This is a genomic window from Clostridium intestinale DSM 6191 (assembly GCF_900130055.1).
Lineage (GTDB): Bacteria > Bacillota > Clostridia > Clostridiales > Clostridiaceae > Clostridium_T > Clostridium_T intestinale.
In genome coordinates this window covers 1-21,945 of sequence record NZ_FQXU01000025.1, presented here as the reverse complement: position 1 = coordinate 21,945, position 21,945 = coordinate 1, and the positions used below count along the sequence as shown (strand labels likewise).

The window sequence follows — 21,945 nt, the reverse complement described above, 5'->3', positions numbered from 1 at the left end:
GCGGGATTATATGTTCAAAAAAGAAATAACATTAATATTAGCTATAATAGCTGGAGCTATGCCTCTAATAATGCATCCATTCTCTGATGACAGCTATTATTTACCTAAAACTATATTTCTATATATTATGTATTTTCTTTTAATATTTATTTTATTAAGAGATAGAAAAAACATAAGCTTAGATAAAAATGATAGAGTGTTGATTATATATTTAGGAATAGCCTTATTAAGCACCATCTTTTCAATTAAACCTATGGTATCAATATTTGGTACGGAGATTAGGTATGAAGGGGTGATAATGCTATTATTTTATGGATTAACTTATTATTGTGGGAAAAATTATTTAGAGATTGATAAAAAAGTAATCCTAGCTGTTTTAGTACCAGCAGTAATTATCTCAATATATTCTATTTTTCAATTCTATAACATAGATCCTATACCTAAGGATAGTTATCATGCTAGAATGCTTTTTAATTCTATAGGGACTCAAGGGCATAGAAATTTCTTATCAGCTTATATAAGCTTATTTTTACCTTGCACTATAGTCTTATATATATTGAAGGGTAAAAAAGTGTATATAGGGGTAGCTGCGGTTTTATTTGCTTCATTACTATGCACATTAACAAGAAGCGGGTGGATAGCATTTATAGCTTATTCATTATTAGGTGCAGTTTATATAATAATTAACTTTAATAAAAAGTATTTAACTAGAGCTCTTATACTTATGATTGCTTTTATTAGTATTTTTGGTATATTAGATTATACCTCTGGAGAAAAAATAAGCAGTCGTAGCGATCAATTAATATATGATACTAAATCTGCTAGCGGAGATCTTCTTAAAAATGGAAAGATAACAAATGAAGCATTAGGATCAGCTAGAGTGTATATATGGAAGGTTGCGTTAAAAGCTATAGAAAAGAATCCTTTAATTGGAAGTGGAACTGACACCTTTAGATATAGTATTGAAAAGTATTTCCCAGAAGATGGACAAGAGTATATAGAAGCTTATGGAGCTATAATAGATAAGGCTCATAATGAATTTCTTCAAATAGCAGCTACCATGGGAATACCTGCCTTGATTGTATATTTAGTGTTTATATTTTTATCCCTTAAGAATAATATAAAAAATATGTGGAAAAGTAAGATAAACTTTATAATAAGCATAACTTTTATTGGATATTTAATTCAAAGCTTTTTTAATATAAGTGTTGTAAATGTTGCACCATTATTTTGGATGGGGCTAGGATTAGCTCAAAATTCTAAGGTGCTAGAAAAAGTTGAAAAAATTATTGAATCTAAGGAGGGGCAGTATGAAGAAGTATGTTAAACCTTCAAAGGAAGAGTTAAAAAGTAAGTTAACGGATATACAGTATGCAGTTACTCAGGAAAATGCTACTGAAAGACCTTTTAGTAATGAATATGATGATTTGTTTAAGGAAGGAATTTACGTAGATATCGTTACAGGAGAACCTTTATTTTCTTCAACTGATAAATATAATTCAGGTTGTGGATGGCCAGCTTTTTCAAAACCTATAGAGAAAGAGACAATTAAAGAAAAAGCAGATTTTACTCATGGCATGCATAGAGTGGAAGTTAGAAGTAAAGAAGGGGATTCACATTTAGGTCATGTATTTAACGATGGACCAGAAGAAAAGGGTGGACTAAGATATTGTATTAACTCAGCTTCTTTAAAGTTTATTCCTAAAGAAAAAATGAAAGAAGAAGGTTACGAAGAGTATTTAAAATTTATAGAATAGTAATTAAAAAGGCTGTGGTGCTAAAAAAATTAGTCCACAGCTATTTTATTTTTATCTATTATTAAGTTTAGGAAAAATCTTTTTAATAATTATAGGAATTAATAATATAATTAGGAAGATTAGTAATATACTTATTAGGTAGCTGAAAAAAACACCTTCAGGTAAAGCATTGATTATTGGATCTGTTTTAGGATCAAAAAGCCAATCATCATTACTAAAAACTATCTTATGAAACTTCTCAAAAGCCCAGCTAAAGTTAGAAACTACTGGTATAGAGAAAGCTATCAATAGCCCTGAGGCACAAATAAGGAATTTTTTATAGTTATTAAAAATATATTTTAAAGTTTTTCTATTTATAAAGAGAATTATTAATAAAAGAACTACAGAAATCCAAAACAAGATGTCCATTTTTAAAAATAGAAGTCTAACCTCCATAAAATGAAATTCACCAGATGGAGAATATTTAAAGTACTCTAGGGGGAACCTCATAGGAGTAAAGCTTCTTAGGTACTCCATAAGCTTAGTGAAATCAGAATAGATGTTTTCTTTACTGATTTTAACTATTTCTGTAACTTTGAATATATCGATTAAAAATCCGTAAAAAGGTGTAAAGTTAATCAATATTTTAAAAGCTGCTGTAAGAGAAAAGATAAAATAGACAAAGTATAGGCATATTTCTGTAAATATCTTATAAATAGTAGAAAAATTTAGTTTTTTCATTAATAAGTTTCTCCTTTTAGTCAATAATAATAAATGGTTTTCCCATGTAAATAATTATAATAAGCTTTTAAGATATTGTATCATAATTTTTTAAAATAGTTATGCACAACAAATATATAGAAAAAAATAGCATTTTAAAGAAAAACTTAATTAATGGAAGATAATTAAAGAAGATAAGGATTTAATGGGATTTAAAATGAATAAATTAATTTGAATTTATGAGGCTTATTATTTATTATAATATTAGTATTAGCACTCTACTTAAATGAGTGCTAACAATTTGCAGAGTATTATTTTTATAAATTTAAGGAGGGGTTGTAAATGAGTATTAAACCACTTGGAGACAGAGTAGTAATCAAAAGATTAGAAGCAGAAGAAACAACTAAAAGCGGTATTCTTTTAACTGGAGCTGCTAAAGAAAGACCACAAGAAGCTGAGGTAGTTGCAATAGGACCTGGAGCAGTTGTTGATGGTAGCAGAATTCCTATGGAAGTTAAAATTGGAGATAAGGTACTTTACTCTAAATATGCAGGCACAGAAGTTAAGCTTGATGGAGAAGAGTACACAATATTAAAACAAGACGATATTTTAGCAGTAGTTGAATAATAGGAGGGATGTATAAATGGCTAAGACAATTGTATTTGGTGAAGAAGCAAGAAGAGCTATGCAAGCTGGTGTTGATAAGCTAGCTGATACAGTAAAAGTTACATTAGGACCAAAAGGAAGAAACGTAGTTTTAGATAAAAAATTCGGAACACCTTTAATAACAAACGATGGTGTTACAATAGCTAGAGAAATAGAACTAGAAGATGCTTATGAAAACATGGGAGCTCAATTAGTTAAAGAAGTTGCAACTAAAACTAATGACGTAGCTGGAGATGGAACAACAACTGCTACACTTTTAGCTCAAGCTATAATAAGAGAAGGACTTAAAAATGTTACAGCTGGTGCTAATCCAATGCAAATAAGAAATGGAATTAAAGTAGCTGTAGATAAAGCTGTTGAACAAATTCAATTAATCTCTAAACCAGTTAATGGTAGAGAAGATATAGCAAGAGTTGCTGCTGTTTCAGCTGCTGATGAAACTATAGGACAATTAATAGCAGATGCTATGGAGAAGGTTGGAAACGAAGGTGTTATAACTGTTGAAGAATCTAAATCCATGGGAACTGAATTAGATGTAGTTGAAGGTATGCAATTTGATAGAGGATATGTTTCAGCTTACATGGTAACTGACACAGATAAGATGGAAGCAAATCTTGATAATCCATATATATTAATTACAGATAAAAAGATCTCAAACATACAAGATATACTTCCTATATTAGAGCAAATCGTTCAAGCTGGAAGAAAGCTATTAATAATAGCTGAAGACATAGAAGGAGAAGCTATGACAACTCTAGTTTTAAACAAACTAAGAGGAACATTTACATGTGTAGCTGTTAAAGCTCCTGGATTTGGAGATAGAAGAAAAGACATGCTTCAAGATATAGCTATCCTAACTGGTGGAGAAGTTGTTTCTGATGAACTTGGAAGAGATTTAAAAGAAACTACTTTAGACATGTTAGGTCAAGCAGAAAGCATTAAAGTAACAAAAGAAAATACTGTTATAGTTAATGGAAGAGGAAGCAAAGAAGAAATTAAATCAAGAGTAGCTCAAATAAAACTTCAAATAGAAGAAACTACTTCAGATTTCGACAAAGAAAAGCTTCAAGAAAGATTAGCTAAATTAGCTGGTGGAGTAGCTGTAGTTAAAGTTGGTGCAGCTTCTGAAGCAGAATTAAAAGAAAGAAAATTAAGAATAGAAGATGCTCTTGCAGCAACTAAAGCAGCTGTTGAAGAAGGTATAGTACCTGGCGGTGGAACTGCTTATGTTAATGTAATAAATAAAGTAGCTACTTTAACTTCAGAAGAAGCTGATGAACAAGTAGGCATAAATATAATAGTAAGAGCTTTAGAAGAGCCAATGAGACAAATAGCTGTAAACGCTGGACTTGAAGGTTCTGTTATAATAGAAAAAGTTAAAAACAGTGAAGCTGGAGTAGGATACAACGTTTTATCTAAACAATACGTAAACATGATAAAAGATGGAATAGTTGATCCAACTAAGGTTACTAGAAGTGCTCTTCAAAATGCAGCATCTGTAGCATCAACATTCTTAACTACAGAAGCAGCTGTAGTTGATATTCCAGAAAAAAATCCTCCAATGCCAGGTGCACCAGGAATGGGAATGGACGGAATGTACTAAGATAGAGATATTAAGAGATAGCGAAAGCTGTCTCTTTTTTTGTTTTTAAAATTAATGCAACTAAATATTTTATTATGGGTACAATAATTCTTGATAGCTTTAATGGGTTATTGAGTAAGATTATTTGTTAAAAATATAAAAAAAGAAATAATAAGAAATTTGTCGAATTAAGAAGAAAAATACCATATTTTTTTTGGGAAAGTCACTAAATATTTCTTTTGAATGTTTTACATATACTGTATAATGAAATTATCGTAATAAGATATGTAGGTGATTAAATGAGCGAAAAGAAAAAAAGGCTTGGAGATTTGCTTATAGATAGTGGAAAACTTAATGAAGCAGATTTAGCTATGGCACTGAAACTTCAGGCAACTACTGGCAAGAGATTAGGACAGATATTAGTAGAGAAAAGGCTAGTAACAGAGGATGACATTCTTACTATATTAGAAATGCAAATGGCTATACCAAGAATACATCTTGATTTTACACCTATTGAAGAAAATGCAGTTTATAGGATTTCAGAGGCTTTAGCGAAAAAACATACAATTATTCCTATAAAGATAAGAGGAAATAAAATCACCTTAGTAACTAGCGATCCATTTAATATATTAGCAATAGAAGATGTAAAGATAGCCACAGGTTTAGATACCGAATTAGTTATGGATTCTTCAGAGTCAATTAATGAAGCTATAAAAAGATATTATTCAAGACAGGTTGCAGAGAGAACAGCTAAAAATTTAGCTGATAGAGAAGCTAGAGAAAAAAAGGAAGAAGTTAATGTAGATTTTGATGAGGTTAAAGATGCTCCAGCTGTAAAGCTTGTAGACACCATAATTGAAAATGCAGTAAGAATGAAAGCTTCTGATATTCATATAGAACCCTTAGAAAATGGGGTTAGAGTAAGATGCAGAGTAGATGGAAATCTTCAAAAGGTTCTTGATATACCTAAAGAAACTCAAGGCTCTCTTATAACAAGAATAAAAATAGTAGCTAATCTTAATATAGCAGAAAAAAGAGTTCCTCAAGATGGAAGAATAATAACTAAGATAGATAATAAGGAAGTGGATTTAAGAGTATCTGTACTACCAACCATTCATGGAGAAAAAGTAGTTATAAGAATATTATCAAGAAGTTCATTCCTAGTAAAAAAAGAAGAGCTTGGTCTTTCAAGTTACAATATGAAATTATTGTCAAGTATCATGGATAAACCATATGGAATAATACTAGCAACAGGTCCAACCGGTAGTGGTAAATCCACCACACTTTACACTTTATTAAATGAGTTAAATACTTTAGATAAAAACATAATAACAGTTGAAGATCCAGTGGAATATGTAATGGAAGGAATAAGTCAGGTTAATGTAAATACAAAAGCAGGTTTAACCTTTGCTTCAGGTCTTAGAAGTATATTAAGACAAGATCCTGATATTGTAATGGTAGGAGAGATAAGAGATAATGAAACCGCTGAAATAGCTATAAGAGCAGCAATAACAGGTCATATAGTATTAAGTACAATTCATACTAACGATGCTCCATCAACTATAGCTAGATTAGAGGACATGAACATAGAACCTTATCTAATATCTACATCTATAACAGGAATAATAGCTCAAAGACTAGTTAGAAAAGTTTGTCCGCATTGTTTTGAAGAATATGAGGCAAGTGAATATGAAAAAGAGATGTTGGAAATTAATAAAAACGAAAAGCTTTCTCTTGTACGAGCAAAAGGATGCCCTTTATGCCAGAACATAGGTTATAAAGGAAGAATAGGTATATATGAAATTATGGAAATTAAAAGAGAGTTAAGAGAAGCTGTTAATAATAAAAAAAATACAGATGAGCTTAGAGATATAGCTATAAAAAATGGAATGAAAACTCTTAAAATGGCTTGCACAGAGCATGTTTTAGATAAGATCACAACAGTCGAGGAACTTCTTAGAGTTACCTTCTTAAAGGAATAGAAATAAAGGTGATGTAAATGGCTATTTATAATTATGAGGCTAGAAACTTACAAGGAAATAAGATAAAAGGTTCTATGGAGGCTATAAGCAGGGAGGATGTTATTCAAAGCTTAAGAGGAAGAGAATATTATCCTGTATCTGTAGAGGAATTCGTAGATAGAAGTGCTTTGAATATAGAACTTTTTAATAAGATAACCACAAAGGATTTATCAATATTTTGTAGACAATTTGCCTTTGTATTAGGATCTGGAACCCCTATTATAAGATGTTTAGAAATATGTATAGAGCAATCAAGTAATAAGAAAATGAGAGAGGTTCTAATAAGATCTAAAGAGCAGATACAAAGAGGAAGAAGTTTATCAGATTGTCTAAAGTATGAAAAAGATATACCAGAAATGATGATTAACTTAATTGAAGCTGGAGAAGCTTCAGGAAAATTAGATAAAATCATAGAAGACTTAGCAGAATATTATGATAGTCTCTATAAACAGGAACAAAAAGTTAAAAGTGCTTTAAGTTATCCTAAATTTGTAGGAGCCTTTGCTATCCTTATAGTTGCATTTTTACTTATATTTGTTGTTCCAAGTTTTGTAGAGAACTTAGTAGATATAGGTGGAGATATACCAACCTTAACTAAAATTGTTATGGGGCTGTCTAAATTCTTAACTAGAAGCTGGATATTAGTGCTATTAGTAGCAGGCGCCATATATATAATTAAAAAATTCATGTTAGATAGAGATGAAGCCTATATAGAAAAAAGGGACTTTAATAGATTAAAGATACCTGTTTTTGGAGAAATAAACAAACAAATAGTGTCAGCAAGATTTGCTAAAACTTTATCTATATTGATATCTTCAGGACTTGGGGTAATCCAGTCATTAGAAATATCAGCTAAGGTTGTAGGAAATCTTCATATAAAAAATAAATTAAACCTTGCAAAAGAGGATATCAAAAAGGGAAATGCCATAGGGAAGACCCTAGAGGATATGCAACTTTTTCCTCTTATGCTTACTCAGATGATAAACTTAGGAGAAGAAACTGGAACCTTGGAAGAGGTTTTAGAAAGAACCTCCAAGTTCTATGATGGGGAGGTGGAAAACGCCACTAGCAAGTTAGTTTCATCTATAGAACCAATGATGATAGTAATACTATCAGCAATTGTTTTAATTATAGTACTATCAATGATTCTGCCATTAACAAGTATGATGGAGGGAATCAACAATATTCAACGTTAACAAATAAATTATATAATACGGAGGGATTTTAATGATGATGAAAAAAATAAACAAAAAGAAAAAAGGTTTTACACTAATCGAACTTATAGCTGTTATAGCGATTATAGGAATATTAGCAGCTGTGTTGGTACCAAGAGTTTCTAATTATATTACTGAAGCTAAGAAAACAAAAGTCGTAGCTCAGGCTAGAAATGTTGTCATGGCAGTAGAAACTTATAATGCCAAAAATACAACTCCTGTAACTACAAGTACTTTAGTATCTGCATTAACAGATACAGTAAAGACTTCAGGAGGCGGAACTGTTGATGAGTTTAATAAAGACACTAATGCAATTCAGACATTGTCGGTTGATGACTGTAAAAATATAGTAAACAATGGATATGTATTTACTCTAACAAATGGAGTTATTGATAAAGCTAGTATCAAAGCTCCAGCGACAACATAAAGTTTATAAATATATACCTCCCACCTCGGGAGGTATTACCATACCATAAAAAATGGAGAAGTAAAATGAATACAGTAATAAGTATTTTTGTTTTTTTATATGGAATTATTATAGGAAGTTTTTTAAACGTATGTATTTATAGAATACCTAAAGAGGAATCAATAGCATATCCTCCATCTCATTGCAGTAATTGTAATAATAAATTAGGATGGAAGGATTTATTTCCAGTTTTCAGTTTTTTATTTTTAAAAGGAAAGTGTAGATATTGCGGAGAGAAGATTTCTATCCAATACCCATTAGTTGAGTTAGTAAATGGACTTTTATATTTAAGTTTATTATTTAAGTTTGGGTTTGGTGTTAAGTTTATATTGATATGTTTATTTATATCATTGATTTTAGTTATTGGAATAATTGATTATAAAACTCAGGATATCTATGACAACACTATTTATGTTGGAGTTGTGCTTGGAGTTTTATATATTGGAGTTGAAAAATATTTAGGTGGAGTATCACCATTTAATTATATATTAGGAGCTGTAATAGCAGCTGGAATTCTTGCTTTAATAGCTATAACAACTAAAGCTATGGGGTGGGGAGATGTGGAATTGGTATTTATAATAGGACTTTTTTTAGGATGGCCTAATGCATTATTGATGTTATTTATATCTATAGTACTAGGAGGAATAGTAGGAAGTCTACTTTTAATAATCAAGTATAAGTCTATAGGAGGACATTATATGGCATTTGGTCCTTATATAGCTTTAGCAGGATATATAACCTTGATGTATGGAAATGAAATATTAAACTGGTACTTAAAAATGTTTATTTAAGGTTTGAGGTGAAAGCATGTTTGAAAAAGACAAAATATCCATTGATATTTCTAGAGACAGAATAGCTATAGTTGTTGGAACTAAAACAAAGATAAAAAAGGCGACTATACTAGAAACACCTAAAGGTTCATATTTGCAAGATAGAATAGAAAATACAGAGCTATTATCTAACGTAATTAAAGATTATTTAGTGAAAGAAAAAATAAGAGTAAAAGATGTTTCCTTTACAGTAAAAGGCCAGGATGTAATAACTAGGCACACCATACTTCCCCTTCTAGGAGAAGAGCCTATGAGAGAAGCTGTATCTTGGGAGCTTAGACAATATCTTAATGATAGAGTAGACGAATATTATTATGACTATGAGATTCTACAGGAGTTAGGTGAAGGTAAAGCAAAAAATGCAGATGTAATAATAGCAGCTGTAGAAATGAATAAAATAGATGCCTATGTTGAGATTGCAGAAAGATTAAATTTAGATTTAGTAGCCTTGGACACTTATGCAACAATAGGTGCAAGGATGCTAAAGAGTTCAAAGGTATTTAAGGATAAAGAAGATGTTATAGGTTTAATAACACTAAATAGTGATACAGCATCTTTTCATATAGCTAGTTCTGGAAAGCTAGAAATAGAAAAGTATCAAAACATGGGAGTATTAGGGAATAATTTAGATCAGATAGAAAGCATAGAAGCTTATAATGAGTATTTATATAAAATAGATTTAACTGAAGAAGATATTAACGAAGAAAGCACAAGTGTAAGAAGAATAATAAACACAATAAGTTCCTATTTTAATTCTATAATTCAGTTTTATTCTGTTGGAAAAGTAAAAAAGAACTTAGACAGAATATATCTAATAGGAAGTGGAGCAAAAGTAAAAGGGGTTAAAGAAGAATTCTCAAAGATTTTTAATACAGAAATAGTAGAGATAGATGATTTTAAAACCCTAAGGTATAATGTTAAAGTTCCAAGAAGTATAACTTTAAATGATTATTTTTACTCCTATGGATTAATGCTAAATAATAGCGAAAAAGAACTTAATCTACTACCTTATAACTTAAAATTAAATGATTTAAGAGGAAAGAAAAAAGCTGTTTATGTAGCTTCAATAATTTTTGCTTTAGTAGTATTTTTAGGTGGAATCGGATATTTAAAAGGAAAAGAAATGTATTTGAATTCCTCAAAAGATAAGTTAATAAATAAGATTAACAGCAATCAGGAGAATGTTGATAAATTAAACACACTTGAAAATGATATAAGCCTATATAACAGTCATATAGAAAAGGTAAAAGTGTTAAATGAGCAAAAGGACAAAAAGACAGATGACTTAATTCGTGATATTCAAAAGCTTATACCTGGGGAAGTTACAGTAAGCAGCTTTTCTATTACAGGCAGCAATATATCTATAAGTGGTGCTAGTAGTAATTATGATAAAATATCTGAGTTTTGGGCAAATGTTAGAGAAGATGCAAGATTTAAAGATTCTCACATTGCAAGCATAACTAAAGGGGAAGCATCAAGCAGCTTTACTTTAGAAATCCTTGTTCAAGGAGGGCAAAGCTAATGAAAAAGATAGATTTAGGTTTAAATAAATTAAGCCACAAAGAAAAAATACTATTATTAATAGTAGCTATAATGTCAGTCTTTTTTGTTTATTATAATTATTTAATAATTCCAACCATGGATAAACTTGCCCCTCTAGAAACAGAAGTTGAAACTTTAAGGAATAAAACTTTAAACTATGAAAATATAGAAAATAAAATAATTATAAAAGAAAAAGAGTATAATGAATTAAAAGATAAATATAATGAATCTGCCAGAGTATTACCTAAGATTGATAAGTATCCAGAACTTTCTAAGGAGTTAAATGACTTGGCAAATAAAAATACCGTTACACTCCAAAGTATAGCAATGGAGAAAGGACAAGTGTATCAACAGGGAGATACTTCTAAAGATGCTAGTACTCCTTCAACCTCTAACAAAGGAGGATTAAGTACACAGAAGGTTACACTATCATTAAAAGGTGACTTTTCAAACATATTAAATCTAGTTAATGATTTAGAAAATGGATCAAGAATATGTGAAATTAATTCCATTACGTCAACAAAAGAAAGTTCAACTATAAACCTAACTTTCTACTATGCACCAGGAGACATGGAAGAAAATTATGATTTTAATAGCGGAAGTTATGGAAAAGACAATATGTTTAATTAAAATCACTAAGATTGAGGTGATTTAGATGAAGAAGAAAAAAGGATTTACTCTAATAGAGATGATTGCATCAATGGCAATGCTAGTACTTATATTTTCAGTAATAGCTTCATTGATGCTACTGGCAATTAAAACAAATGTGAGAAACGAAAAGGATTTAGATTCAAATAGTGTATCTAAGGCTTTCGTGGAATTAGTGAACTCTGATAAAAGTGCAGGATACAAAGTTAATACGTCTGGGAACATGTATATTTTAACTTTTGATAATATAACTGAGTTGCAAAGCATTTTTACAAGTGACTTTATTCCAGCTAAAACTTCTGTAATTAAAGCGGATAGTTTTGATGTAAATACATTAAGTGGTACTAAAAAATATGCTGTTAAAGTGAAGGTAACAACGAAAGATTCAACCTTAGGAATTTTACAATTTGATATAACATCTTGGAATTTAAATAAAATAAGTACTAGCGAAATATCTAGAACTATATATTTAGCAGGGTGATACTATGAATAAAGGAAGAAAAAAAGGATTCACTTTAATAGAAATGATAGCGGTTATAGCAATTTTAGCAATAACATTAATGTTAACATACACTCTTTTTAATAAAGCCTACAGTACACTTAATAGACAGGAACAAGAAAGTATAGTTTTAGATGAAGCAAGAAACTTTTCTTCAATACTTGAAGAGGATATGAAGTTAGCTTCCGATGTTAAAACAACTACTTTGATACCTGGGAATTATGGATTAGGTAGTTCTATTACAGTACTTAGTGAGATAACTAATACATCAAGTGAAAAATACATTTATACAAAAGAAGCAACAAAAATAGTTAAATATAAAGTCTCAGGAAGTACAGCAACTAAAATGGCTACTTTAGCTAATTATGTTGTAGATGTACAATTAAGTCCTTTGGGAACTAAGTCTTATAAAGTATATATAAAAAGCAATCGTAAAGATATAGAAACAAGCTTTGAAACAGTAGTAACTAGAAGAATGATATAAGGGGGATTGGGATAGATGAAACATAGAAAAAAGAAAAAGGGGGCTTCATTAATAATAGTTCTAATGGTGTTAGCAGTAGCTATGATTTTTTCTAGTGTTACTTTAACAACTATCTCAAAAACTACTAAAGCTAATGCTCAAGAAAAGAAGTCAGAAGATGTTCTTTTTTCGGCAGAATCAGGCTTAGAATATGGGATAGCTTGGTTTAATAAAAACAAAACCACTGGAGTTATATCTGTTCCGCCTACAAACGGATGCACTTATGATGTTAAGGTAGAACCTGATGGAAGTAATTATAAAATCATAAGTAAGGCAACTATAAATGGGAAGAGTAAGACTGTTTCGGTGAAAGTAAAAAAAATAGAAACGCCAGGTACTGGCGGTGGAACGATAAAGTTAGATGCGCCAGCAGGATTAATTATTCCTTCTAATGATAAAATACTCTATAAAAATAGCAATTCTACATTAACTCCTATAATCAATCAAGTACCTCCAAGCTTTGATTTAAGAAAGATATTGAATTATAAGAATAATTCAAAGATTTATGATTTATATAAAAAAGACAATTATTCTGGAGGGAAAATAGTAACTACTGAATATGAAAAAACTGAACAAAAAATGGACATAAAATTCAAAGAAAATTCATTAACTCCTTTTAATTATTCTCCTAAATATTCAGAACAAGCAATAACAATACCCGCAAATGGAATAGATAGTGATGTTGAAGTAACAAATGAAAGTCTGAAAAATTATTTCAATCAAAGTACGAATTCTTTAGTATGCAAGAGAGTTGTGACAATTAATGCTGAATGGCATGGAGATATAAATTTGAATAATGTTATTATTTATGCTGATAAAATAAAAATAGTAGGATATAGTAATTTAAAAATAACTAATTCAAAATTAGTTGCAAATAGTATAGTATTTGAAGGATCAAAAAATAGAATTTTTGAAAATAGCGAACTAATATCAAAAGAGATATTAATGAATACAGAGTATACTATTTTTGACGAATGTAAATTATCTTCAAAGAAAATATCTATAAATACTAGTGGTTATACAAGGTTTAAAAATAATGAGTTAATATCAAGTGAGATATTAATAAATACTACAGCTGAGACGATTTTGGATAAAGTGAAAATTGATTCGTCTAAAACAGATATAACAGGTAATCAAAAAGAATTTAAAAATGAAACAGAAATAGTATCAAAAGATTTTACTGTAAATACACGTGGTCCTGCTACATTTTCTAATATTAATATAAGTTCAGAAAATTTTAATATAAAGGGAAGTACAGCTAGAAGTTTAAACAATTGTAATGTTATTGCTAATAATTTTAATATTCAATCTACAGATGGATTTAATTGTACTAACTCATCTATAACATCTGGAAGCATAGATTTGTCAGGAAGCTGTAACAATGTTTTTGGTGGAACGAAAATAACATCAAATAAATTTAAGATAGTTTCTAGTGATAATGTAATTTTTGATAATACAACACTTCTTTTAAATCTTTTAGATATACAAGGTAGCACAGATAGAAAATTTATTAATTCAACTGTTGCCTCAAATATTATAAATGTATATACTACTGATAATGTTGAATTTACCAATAGTATTACAGTATGCGAGAGTATTAGTTTCAACACTTCTAATAATATAAAAATTTTGCCTTTAGATATATCTAGGATGTCTGAGTTCAATGATAAATTTATTAAAGCTCAAGAACAATTGATAATAACAGGACAATCAACACCACCAACAATTACTTATGAAATTGATAATAGTAGTATTAAGTATGAATAATTAAAAGAAAAAGATTACATCAAAACCCTAACAACTAATATCAAAATATGCAAGAAAAAATGCATAAAATTCACACTTGCAAGAAATCATTCTTTATTGACAAGCTAATAACTATATTCTATAATAAGTATAATTTCAAAACAGATTACTCGTATATACCTAGGATATGGCTAGGAGTATCTACCAGAAACCTTAAATTTCTGACTATGAGTGAATTAATGTGTATTTATTATAGAGTCCATCGAAGGGCTTATTTTGAGCATATTAACTTCACTTGAGTTAATATGCTTTTTTAATTCCAACAATGCAAGAAAACTTGCGGGAAAAATAAAAAAATGCAAGAAAAACATTGGGTTATTTTAAAAATTTAAATTTTGAGGAGGAGTCTTTCATGGCAAGAATACTTAAAACAGCGTACACATTTGATGATGTTCTTTTAGTACCAAACAAGTCTGAAATATTACCAAAGGAAGTAACTTTAGCTACAAGTCTTACTAAAAAAATAAAACTTAATTTACCACTAATAAGTGCTGGTATGGACACAGTAACTGAATCAAAAATGGCTATAGCTATTGCAAGAGAAGGCGGCATAGGAATCATCCATAAGAACATGACTATAGAGGAACAAGCAAGAGAAGTTGACAGAGTAAAGAGACAAGAAAATGGTGTTATAACAGATCCTATATTCTTATCAGCTAATCACAGTGTACAAGAGGCTCTAGATTTAATGGCTCAATATAGAATATCAGGTGTTCCTATAACTTCAGCAGATGGAAAACTTATAGGAATAATTACAAATAGAGATGTAGTATTTGAAACAAATTTTGGTAGAAAAATAGATGAGGTTATGACTAAGGAAAATCTTATAACTGCATCAGAAGGTACTACTTTAGAAGAAGCTAAAGAAATACTTAAAAAACACAAAATTGAAAAGCTTCCTTTAGTAGATAGTGAAGGATATTTAAAGGGGCTTATTACTATTAAAGATATAGAAAAGGTAAAAGCATTCCCTAATGCAGCTAAAGATTCAGCAGGAAGACTTCTTTGTGGAGCAGCTGTTGGAGTAACTGGAGATATGGAAGAGAGAGTTGAGGCTTTAGTTAAAGCTAATGTTGATGTAATAACTTTAGATACAGCTCATGGACATTCGTTTGGAGTTTTAAATGCTGTAAAAACTATAAAGAGTAAATATCCAGAGCTTCAAATAATAGCAGGAAATGTTGCTACAGCAGAAGCTACTAGAGATTTAATAGAAGCTGGAGCAGATTGTGTTAAGGTTGGTATAGGACCTGGGTCTATATGTACAACTAGAGTTGTTGCGGGGGTAGGAGTTCCTCAGTTAACAGCAGTTATGGATTGTGCAGAAGAGGGTAGAAAGTATGGAGTTCCTGTAATTGCAGATGGAGGAATAAAATACTCAGGAGATATAGTTAAGGCATTAGCAGCAGGAGCATCAGCAGCTATGATGGGATCTTTACTTGCTGGTTGTGATGAAGCACCAGGAGAAATTGAAATATATCAAGGCAGAAATTATAAAGTATATAGAGGTATGGGATCTTTAGCAGCTATGAATAAAGGATCAAAGGATAGATATTTCCAAGAAGGAAATAAGAAACTAGTTCCAGAAGGTGTTGAAGGAAGAGTTGCTTATAAAGGATATTTATCAGAAACTATTTACCAACTTATAGGTGGAATTAGATCTGGTATGGGATACTTAGGAGCAAGCACTCTTGATAAATTATATGAAACAGCAACATTTGTTGTTCAAACTTCAGCAGGACTTAAAGAAAGTCATCCACATGATGTTAATATAACTAAAGAAGCACCTAACTACAGCGTTAGTCAATAAGTAAACCTTGGAGGAGAAATAATGAATAAAGAGTTAGTTTTAGTACTTGATTTTGGTGGTCAATATAATCAATTAATAGCAAGAAGAGTTAGAGAATGTAATGTATATTGTGAAGTTCATCCATACAAATTAAGTGTAGATGAAATAAGAGAAATGAATCCAAAGGGAATTATTTTCACTGGTGGACCTAACAGTGTATATGGTGAAGATTCTCCTTTATGTGATAAAGCTATATTTGAATTAGGAATTCCTGTTCTTGGCATATGTTATGGTTCACAACTTATGGCTCATGTTCTTGGAGGAAAAGTTGCAACTGCTCCAGTAAGTGAATATGGAAAGACAGAAGTTAGTGTTAATGTTGAATCTAAACTATTTGAAGGGGTATCACCATCAACAATCTGCTGGATGAGCCACACTGACTACATAGAAAATGCTCCAGAGAATTTTAAAATAGTAGGAAACACTCCAGTTTGTCCAGTAGCTGCTATGGAAAATGCAGAAAAAAATCTATATGCAGTTCAATTCCACCCAGAAGTTATGCATACACAAGAAGGAACTAAGATGTTATCAAACTTCGTATACAATGTTTGTAAATGTTCTGGAGATTGGACAATGGATTCCTTTGTTGAAAGAACAATAGCAGAAATCAGTGAAAAAGTTGGAGATGGTAAAGTATTATGTGCTTTATCAGGTGGAGTTGATTCATCTGTTGCAGCAGTTTTACTATCAAAAGCAGTAGGAAAACAACTAACTTGCGTATTCGTTGACCATGGTTTACTTCGTAAAGATGAAGGAGATGAAGTTGAAGCAATATTTGGACCAGAAGGACAATATGACCTTAACTTTATCCGTGTAAATGCTCAAGAAAGATTCTACGAAAAATTAAAAGGAGTAGAAGAACCAGAGCAAAAGAGAAAAATCATTGGTGAAGAATTCATAAGAGTATTTGAAGAAGAAGCTAAAAAAATAGGAACAGTTGATTACCTAGTTCAAGGTACAATATATCCAGACGTTATAGAAAGTGGTCTTGGAGATTCAGCTGTTATAAAATCTCACCACAACGTTGGAGGACTTCCTGACTATGTTGACTTTAAAGAAATAATCGAACCACTAAGAGCATTATTTAAAGATGAAGTACGTAAAGCAGGACTAGAACTAAACATCCCTGAAAAACTAGTATACAGACAACCTTTCCCAGGACCAGGACTTGGTATCCGTATAATAGGAGAAGTAACTGCTGAGAAAGTAAGAATAGTTCAAGAAGCAGATTATATATACAGAGAAGAAATCGTAAAAGCAGGAGTAGACAAATCAATAAACCAATACTTCGCAGCTTTAACTAACATGCGTTCTGTTGGAGTTATGGGAGACGAAAGAACCTATGACTATGCTATTGCACTACGTGCAGTAACAACTAGTGACTTCATGACAGCAGAATCAGCTGATCTTCCATGGGAACTACTAGGAAAAGTAACTACAAGAATAATAAACGAAGTAAAAGGCGTTAACCGTGTATTCTACGATTGCACAGGAAAACCACCAGCTACTATTGAATTCGAATAATAGAAAAAGGCTCTGAGATCAAGTAGGATTTCAGAGCTTCTTTTTATGAATTAGTACCTATAATCTTCAATACCTTGTGTTTCACCAGAAGAATCGGTATATTTCCACCATTTCCACCCGTTTGTTGAGACTGAATCGGGAGCACCTAAATCAATTTTAGCCTTATCAGCTGAAGTTGATATAGAATATTTATTTCCATTATATAGAACCTCTTGAGTATCAATATTATAAACGGCTTCGGCTCTTTTCTTTTTGTAAAGTCCCCAAATTGGTATAGTTCCAGAGTAGCTTGATGATTTTTTTACATCAGTTACAAATAATCTCTCTAAAGATTCTTTTTTAGAAATAATTTTTTCGTATATTTTATTAAAAATTAGCTTCGCACGTTCTTCAATAAATGTATCATAAAAGTTTTCATATAAACCTGACAATATGTCTGAGGGAATCATATGATTTTCTAAAACTCTTTTAAAGTCAGGGTTAATATTTAGAAGTTCTTCCATGTATATATGAGGAGCTTTCTTACCAATTTTGATATTGGTGATTTTAGGGATAAGCGTTCTGTTTGCTATACTATTAATAAGATTTCTATCAGACTCTTCATCTAGTGTAGAATTTAAATATTCTCGTGGAAAAATATGATGGTCGTCAATTTTATCTGTAAAAGAAATGTTACTACAATTATTCCAATCAAGTAATCCACTAGCATTGTAATTGATGAAATTTAATAAGGCAACATAAATAGCACTTCCTTTTTTATTGTATGAAATGATATCTTCGTAATTGCTTATAATTGTTTTTAATTTTCTCATGTATAGTTTATCTGTAATTTTATTACCTTTTGCGATATCAGACAGTACAGATGAGTCAAGAATAATTATTTCGTTTGTTGCAGCTACATATCGTTGGGATAAAACAGAACTCCAATACCAATATTCTAAAAAGTTTTTTTGATTTTGATTCATTTGGGAAAAACTTTTATTTGGTAAATTTCTTAAAAACATCATAATGGGAATTATTGTATTTGGATATGGAATCCACTTATAATTTAAAATAAAATTATTTTTGTATAGATATTCGATTGATGACTTATATAGATTAGTTATTTCATCCCAATATGTATTAAAGTGCTCTGATTTTAACTGACTTAAAATATATTTTTTATCAACTTTTTTTCCAACTAAAAATGCAACTGTTCTAGCTACTAGTTCTCTATTTAATTCAAAATTAGGATTTTGAGTTTCGAATTCTTCAATTTTTTTTCTTAAATTAAATCCATTAATTAGCTTGGCTACTAGAATATCTACAAAAGTTAAGCTTATCCCAAGACTATTGCTACGTTCAAAAAATAATGCAAATTTATCAGCTGACATATCGAGAAGAAAGTAAGCTACTAGTTTTTGACTTTTAAATAAATCTTCAATTTTTTGAATAGATTGCAGATATGTTTTAAATAAATTTTTGTAAGAATCATTATCTAAGTTTTTTGAAATATTTAATTGTTTGAAATACTCTTCAATATCATCTTGAAGCAAAGAATCATTGATTTTCTTATATACTGTTGATAAATTTATTGAAAGGTGTTCCATATCTTCATATCCTTCTATTGAGAAAACAGAAGATTCCAAAGGTATAGATTTAAATGGGATATCTTGAAGACTTTCATCTAATTCATCATTATTCATCATTATTATCCATACATCATCAATCCCCTTAAGAGCTCTATAAATAGAAGTTATTCTCTGCTGACCATCTAAAACAAGTTTAAAATTATTTACTTGGACTTTAGTTTTAATTTCGTTTTGTGATAAAAAAACATTTTTTAGTTTACGTCTACTTCCTATTCCTGATCTTGGACGATCATCAATCTCACGAACAGTTAAGGAAAAAGAGGGTATACCATAAATAATAGAACCTACGAATACGTTCTTAACAAAAGAATCAAATAAATCATAGGTTCTAGAAATATCCCAAACAAAATCGCGCTGAAATTCTGGTAAAGCAATGTTGCGTGAATCAATCATATCTATAATTCCAATGATTGATTCAGTGTCGAAATTGGTTAATGTGTTCATTTAAAACCCTCCAATACATGATTTTAATTAATAGAACTTTATTATATAAAACGTTAATAATATACAAATTATACCATGTGAGGCCAGTCGAGTAAATTATAAAAATGTCAAAATAAAGAAAATAATCTGATTTAGACTTTATCCCAAACTAATCAAATTTGTTTGTAGAAGTATACAGAAAGTACCATGTATAAACTACCTAAAAAAGTACCATCTACAATTAGAGAAATATAGTGCTAAATATAATTGGATAATGATATAATTAAAGTGAATAATTGTAATTTAATAAGGGGGACTTAGAATTAATGGAAAAGAAAGTTACAGGTATGGATTATCTAAACTTAGCCCTATATGCCTTTGCAGGAATAGGAATGGAACTTGTTTTGGTGTGGGTTATTGAACCTCTATTTGGAATGAAAATGGGGACATACACTTTAACACAAAACATAATTCATTGGATACTCACTTGCGTTATATGGTTACTGGTAGGATTATTTTTAATTAATCTAGCAAAGAAAAAATATGATTTTGATTTATGGGAAAATAAAAGCAACTTGAAGCCTTGGCAGTACATAGGTATTGTAGTATGTTTGGCTATTTCCATCCTTTATTTTTATATTAGTTGGGAAGGATTTAAACCTCTTTTAGAATTTCAAAGACTAGGAGCCTTGAAATTTACTTTTCAGTATATCTATTATCTTTTTGAAGCTTTCCTAATTTCCTTAATAGTAATTTTTGGTCAGAAAGCTTGTGAAAAGTGGTTTAAAAACGATAAGGTTCCTTATGGAGGAATTGTCCTTGCTTTAACATGGGGACTTATGCACATTGTATCAAAAGGAAGCATTAAAGTTGGAATATTATCAGCCTTTGCAGGTTTCCTTTATGGAGCTGCATATCTTGTAGTTGGCAAAGACTACCGAAAAGCACTACCACTTATGTGTGCAATGTTTATGCTTTAAAAACTAGAATTAAATAATAGGGATATTTAGGAGAAGACATTGAGCTTCTTCTTTTTTACTAATAGTAATCAATATAGTTGTGATGAAAGAGGATTTAGTGTTGTAAAAGAAACTTGACATTTATTAATCTTTTGATACTATATTATTATAGAAGAATTTAACAATATGACTTGCACACATATTAAGTATGTGTGCAAAAAAATAGTTTTGTATGTAAAGGAAACTTTACTGTGAGGGAATATGAAAAATAAACTTGAGGAATTAAGAAAAGAAAAAGGATTAAGTCAGGATCAGTTTGGAAGGCTAATGAAAGTCTCTAGGCAAACAATTATTTCACTAGAGAAGGGGAAATACAATCCTTCATTAGATTTAGCTTTTAGAATCGCAGAATTTTTTAATTTAAGAATTGAGGATATTTTTATGTATAAGGGGGATGGGGATGAATAAGAAAAATAGGCTTTATTTAGGTATGGCTATAATTATGTATTTAATCAGTATTGGGTTAATATCTATAGGCGCTTTTAATAGCAAAGCTGAGTTAGGACTAAGTAAGTGGAGTATTATGCTAACAATAATTGGTGTAACACTATGTATTTTAACAACTTTTGGATGCGTATATTTGTGGCTTAGAAATATTTTAGGAAATGATGAGGAGGCAATAATTGAAGAAAATGATGAAAGAAATAAAATGATTCGTGGGAAAGCAGCTGAGCATACAATGGTACTTTTCGTAGTAGTAATGGTAATTGTAGAAGGTATATTAATAGTTTTGGGAGACTTAAGAGCTGCAATACTAGTATCAGTAGCAATGTTTGTTTGTGTCTCTTTTGATCTATATTTTATTTTATATCTTCAGAAGAAGCTTTAGATAACTTAAAATAATTAAAGGATATTTTGAAGAAGCCGCAGGGCTTCTTTTCTTATTTCAGAAACTAATAACCGCTATTCTTTAGACCCTCTTCTAAGCCTCAATCTAACCCCTCTAAATGAAACATGTACTTTATATCATATTTAAAAAGGAGGAGTTTTGTCACAATTTCTCAAAAAAAATTAAATTTTATATGTTAAAAGGAATCTAATGGAGCTTGAGAAGAAGCTCCTAGAGGGCAGAGGGGCACAACTTATTGAAGAAAATTAAAAAAATTAGTTAAAAAATGAATAATAAATAGGCAGAAAAAGTAGACTACCCTATGGTTGAATGGTTGAATGGTTGAATGGTTGAATGGTTGAATGGTTGAATGGTTGAATGGTTGAATGGTTGAATGGTTGAATGGTTGAATGGTTG

Annotated in this window: 20 protein-coding genes and 1 riboswitch; of the genes, 18 read left to right on the top strand and 2 right to left on the bottom strand. The window is 30.2% G+C overall.

Annotated elements, in window-relative coordinates; translation table 11 throughout:
• Nucleotides 1-10 precede the first annotated feature (10 nt).
• Nucleotides 11-1,327 (top strand): O-antigen ligase family protein, encoded by a 1,317-nt coding sequence (locus BUA92_RS22240; protein WP_073022817.1) that lies wholly within the window; start codon nucleotides 11-13, stop codon nucleotides 1,325-1,327.
• The gene (gene msrB, locus BUA92_RS22235) at nucleotides 1,311-1,757 is read left to right on the top strand and encodes a peptide-methionine (R)-S-oxide reductase MsrB (RefSeq protein WP_021800345.1); all 447 of its coding nucleotides are present in this window, start codon (nucleotides 1,311-1,313) and stop codon (nucleotides 1,755-1,757) included. Before BUA92_RS22240 ends, msrB begins: the two co-directional genes overlap by 17 nt.
• 51 nt (nucleotides 1,758-1,808) lie before the next feature.
• On the opposite strand, the gene BUA92_RS22230 is transcribed toward msrB, so the two are convergent.
• A complete protein-coding gene (locus BUA92_RS22230) occupies nucleotides 1,809-2,477 on the bottom strand; it encodes a TIGR01906 family membrane protein (protein WP_073022816.1) in 669 nt (222 codons plus the stop codon).
• A gap of 321 nt (nucleotides 2,478-2,798) precedes the next feature.
• Between BUA92_RS22230 and groES the strand changes: the two genes are divergently transcribed.
• From groES to guaA, 13 genes are all read left to right on the top strand, one after another.
• On the top strand, nucleotides 2,799-3,083 hold the full coding sequence (gene groES, locus BUA92_RS22225; protein WP_021800347.1) for a co-chaperone GroES: 285 nt from the start codon (nucleotides 2,799-2,801) through the stop codon (nucleotides 3,081-3,083).
• A gap of 16 nt (nucleotides 3,084-3,099) precedes the next feature.
• Entirely contained in the window at nucleotides 3,100-4,725 is a 1,626-nt protein-coding gene (gene groL / locus BUA92_RS22220; protein ID WP_073022815.1) for a chaperonin GroEL, read from the top strand.
• Nucleotides 4,726-5,003: 278 nt separating this feature from the next.
• Complete coding sequence (locus BUA92_RS22215; RefSeq protein ID WP_073022814.1) at nucleotides 5,004-6,686, top strand: GspE/PulE family protein; 1,683 nt, start codon at nucleotides 5,004-5,006, stop codon at nucleotides 6,684-6,686.
• Between the two features lie 17 nt (nucleotides 6,687-6,703).
• The gene (locus tag BUA92_RS22210) at nucleotides 6,704-7,921 is read left to right on the top strand and encodes a type II secretion system F family protein (protein ID WP_073022813.1); all 1,218 of its coding nucleotides are present in this window, start codon (nucleotides 6,704-6,706) and stop codon (nucleotides 7,919-7,921) included.
• Nucleotides 7,922-7,952: 31 nt separating this feature from the next.
• A complete protein-coding gene (locus tag BUA92_RS23800) occupies nucleotides 7,953-8,366 on the top strand; it encodes a type II secretion system protein (protein ID WP_073022812.1) in 414 nt (137 codons plus the stop codon).
• A 65-nt stretch (nucleotides 8,367-8,431) separates the two neighbouring features.
• Nucleotides 8,432-9,196, top strand: coding sequence for a prepilin peptidase (locus BUA92_RS22200; RefSeq protein WP_073022811.1), 765 nt, complete (start codon nucleotides 8,432-8,434; stop codon nucleotides 9,194-9,196).
• A 16-nt stretch (nucleotides 9,197-9,212) separates the two neighbouring features.
• On the top strand, nucleotides 9,213-10,757 hold the full coding sequence (pilM, locus tag BUA92_RS22195) for a pilus assembly protein PilM (protein WP_073022810.1): 1,545 nt from the start codon (nucleotides 9,213-9,215) through the stop codon (nucleotides 10,755-10,757).
• Nucleotides 10,757-11,407 (top strand): type IV pilus inner membrane component PilO, encoded by a 651-nt coding sequence (locus BUA92_RS22190; RefSeq protein WP_073022809.1) that lies wholly within the window; start codon nucleotides 10,757-10,759, stop codon nucleotides 11,405-11,407. The genes pilM and BUA92_RS22190 overlap by 1 nt, the downstream gene beginning before the upstream one ends.
• Nucleotides 11,408-11,432: 25 nt before the next feature.
• On the top strand, nucleotides 11,433-11,906 hold the full coding sequence (locus BUA92_RS22185) for a type II secretion system protein (RefSeq protein ID WP_073022808.1): 474 nt from the start codon (nucleotides 11,433-11,435) through the stop codon (nucleotides 11,904-11,906).
• Nucleotides 11,907-11,910: 4 nt separating this feature from the next.
• A complete protein-coding gene (locus BUA92_RS22180; RefSeq protein ID WP_073022807.1) occupies nucleotides 11,911-12,408 on the top strand; it encodes a PulJ/GspJ family protein in 498 nt (165 codons plus the stop codon).
• 15 nt (nucleotides 12,409-12,423) lie between these two features.
• The gene (locus BUA92_RS22175; protein ID WP_073022806.1) at nucleotides 12,424-14,214 is read left to right on the top strand and encodes a pilus assembly PilX N-terminal domain-containing protein; all 1,791 of its coding nucleotides are present in this window, start codon (nucleotides 12,424-12,426) and stop codon (nucleotides 14,212-14,214) included.
• A gap of 129 nt (nucleotides 14,215-14,343) precedes the next feature.
• Nucleotides 14,344-14,441: riboswitch (purine riboswitch) on the top strand.
• 164 nt (nucleotides 14,442-14,605) lie between these two features.
• Entirely contained in the window at nucleotides 14,606-16,063 is a 1,458-nt protein-coding gene (gene guaB, locus BUA92_RS22170) for an IMP dehydrogenase (protein WP_021800370.1), read from the top strand.
• 21 nt (nucleotides 16,064-16,084) lie between these two features.
• Complete coding sequence (guaA, locus tag BUA92_RS22165) at nucleotides 16,085-17,626, top strand: glutamine-hydrolyzing GMP synthase (RefSeq protein ID WP_073022805.1); 1,542 nt, start codon at nucleotides 16,085-16,087, stop codon at nucleotides 17,624-17,626.
• 50 nt (nucleotides 17,627-17,676) lie between these two features.
• Here guaA and BUA92_RS22160 read toward each other — a convergent pair whose 3' ends face one another.
• The gene (locus tag BUA92_RS22160) at nucleotides 17,677-19,701 is read right to left on the bottom strand and encodes a GmrSD restriction endonuclease domain-containing protein (RefSeq protein ID WP_073022804.1); all 2,025 of its coding nucleotides are present in this window, start codon (nucleotides 19,699-19,701) and stop codon (nucleotides 17,677-17,679) included.
• Nucleotides 19,702-20,006: 305 nt separating this feature from the next.
• Between BUA92_RS22160 and BUA92_RS22155 the strand changes: the two genes are divergently transcribed.
• From BUA92_RS22155 to BUA92_RS22145, 3 genes are all read left to right on the top strand, one after another.
• Nucleotides 20,007-20,660 (top strand): hypothetical protein, encoded by a 654-nt coding sequence (locus BUA92_RS22155; RefSeq protein WP_073022803.1) that lies wholly within the window; start codon nucleotides 20,007-20,009, stop codon nucleotides 20,658-20,660.
• A gap of 240 nt (nucleotides 20,661-20,900) precedes the next feature.
• Nucleotides 20,901-21,107, top strand: a complete 207-nt coding sequence (locus BUA92_RS22150; RefSeq protein ID WP_073022802.1) for a helix-turn-helix transcriptional regulator — start codon at nucleotides 20,901-20,903, stop codon at nucleotides 21,105-21,107.
• A complete protein-coding gene (locus BUA92_RS22145) occupies nucleotides 21,100-21,528 on the top strand; it encodes a hypothetical protein (protein WP_073022801.1) in 429 nt (142 codons plus the stop codon). The genes BUA92_RS22150 and BUA92_RS22145 overlap by 8 nt, the downstream gene beginning before the upstream one ends.
• Nucleotides 21,529-21,945: the final 417 nt, after the last annotated feature.

Coding starts and splice junctions, on each gene's coding strand:
- BUA92_RS22240 (WP_073022817.1), top strand. CDS start 11: ATGTTCAAAAAAGAAATAACATTAATATTAGCTATAATAGCTGGAGCT.
- msrB (WP_021800345.1), top strand. CDS start 1,311: ATGAAGAAGTATGTTAAACCTTCAAAGGAAGAGTTAAAAAGTAAGTTA.
- BUA92_RS22230 (WP_073022816.1), bottom strand. CDS start 2,477: ATGAAAAAACTAAATTTTTCTACTATTTATAAGATATTTACAGAAATA.
- groES (WP_021800347.1), top strand. CDS start 2,799: ATGAGTATTAAACCACTTGGAGACAGAGTAGTAATCAAAAGATTAGAA.
- groL (WP_073022815.1), top strand. CDS start 3,100: ATGGCTAAGACAATTGTATTTGGTGAAGAAGCAAGAAGAGCTATGCAA.
- BUA92_RS22215 (WP_073022814.1), top strand. CDS start 5,004: ATGAGCGAAAAGAAAAAAAGGCTTGGAGATTTGCTTATAGATAGTGGA.
- BUA92_RS22210 (WP_073022813.1), top strand. CDS start 6,704: ATGGCTATTTATAATTATGAGGCTAGAAACTTACAAGGAAATAAGATA.
- BUA92_RS23800 (WP_073022812.1), top strand. CDS start 7,953: ATGATGATGAAAAAAATAAACAAAAAGAAAAAAGGTTTTACACTAATC.
- BUA92_RS22200 (WP_073022811.1), top strand. CDS start 8,432: ATGAATACAGTAATAAGTATTTTTGTTTTTTTATATGGAATTATTATA.
- pilM (WP_073022810.1), top strand. CDS start 9,213: ATGTTTGAAAAAGACAAAATATCCATTGATATTTCTAGAGACAGAATA.
- BUA92_RS22190 (WP_073022809.1), top strand. CDS start 10,757: ATGAAAAAGATAGATTTAGGTTTAAATAAATTAAGCCACAAAGAAAAA.
- BUA92_RS22185 (WP_073022808.1), top strand. CDS start 11,433: ATGAAGAAGAAAAAAGGATTTACTCTAATAGAGATGATTGCATCAATG.
- BUA92_RS22180 (WP_073022807.1), top strand. CDS start 11,911: ATGAATAAAGGAAGAAAAAAAGGATTCACTTTAATAGAAATGATAGCG.
- BUA92_RS22175 (WP_073022806.1), top strand. CDS start 12,424: ATGAAACATAGAAAAAAGAAAAAGGGGGCTTCATTAATAATAGTTCTA.
- guaB (WP_021800370.1), top strand. CDS start 14,606: ATGGCAAGAATACTTAAAACAGCGTACACATTTGATGATGTTCTTTTA.
- guaA (WP_073022805.1), top strand. CDS start 16,085: ATGAATAAAGAGTTAGTTTTAGTACTTGATTTTGGTGGTCAATATAAT.
- BUA92_RS22160 (WP_073022804.1), bottom strand. CDS start 19,701: ATGAACACATTAACCAATTTCGACACTGAATCAATCATTGGAATTATA.
- BUA92_RS22155 (WP_073022803.1), top strand. CDS start 20,007: ATGGAAAAGAAAGTTACAGGTATGGATTATCTAAACTTAGCCCTATAT.
- BUA92_RS22150 (WP_073022802.1), top strand. CDS start 20,901: ATGAAAAATAAACTTGAGGAATTAAGAAAAGAAAAAGGATTAAGTCAG.
- BUA92_RS22145 (WP_073022801.1), top strand. CDS start 21,100: ATGAATAAGAAAAATAGGCTTTATTTAGGTATGGCTATAATTATGTAT.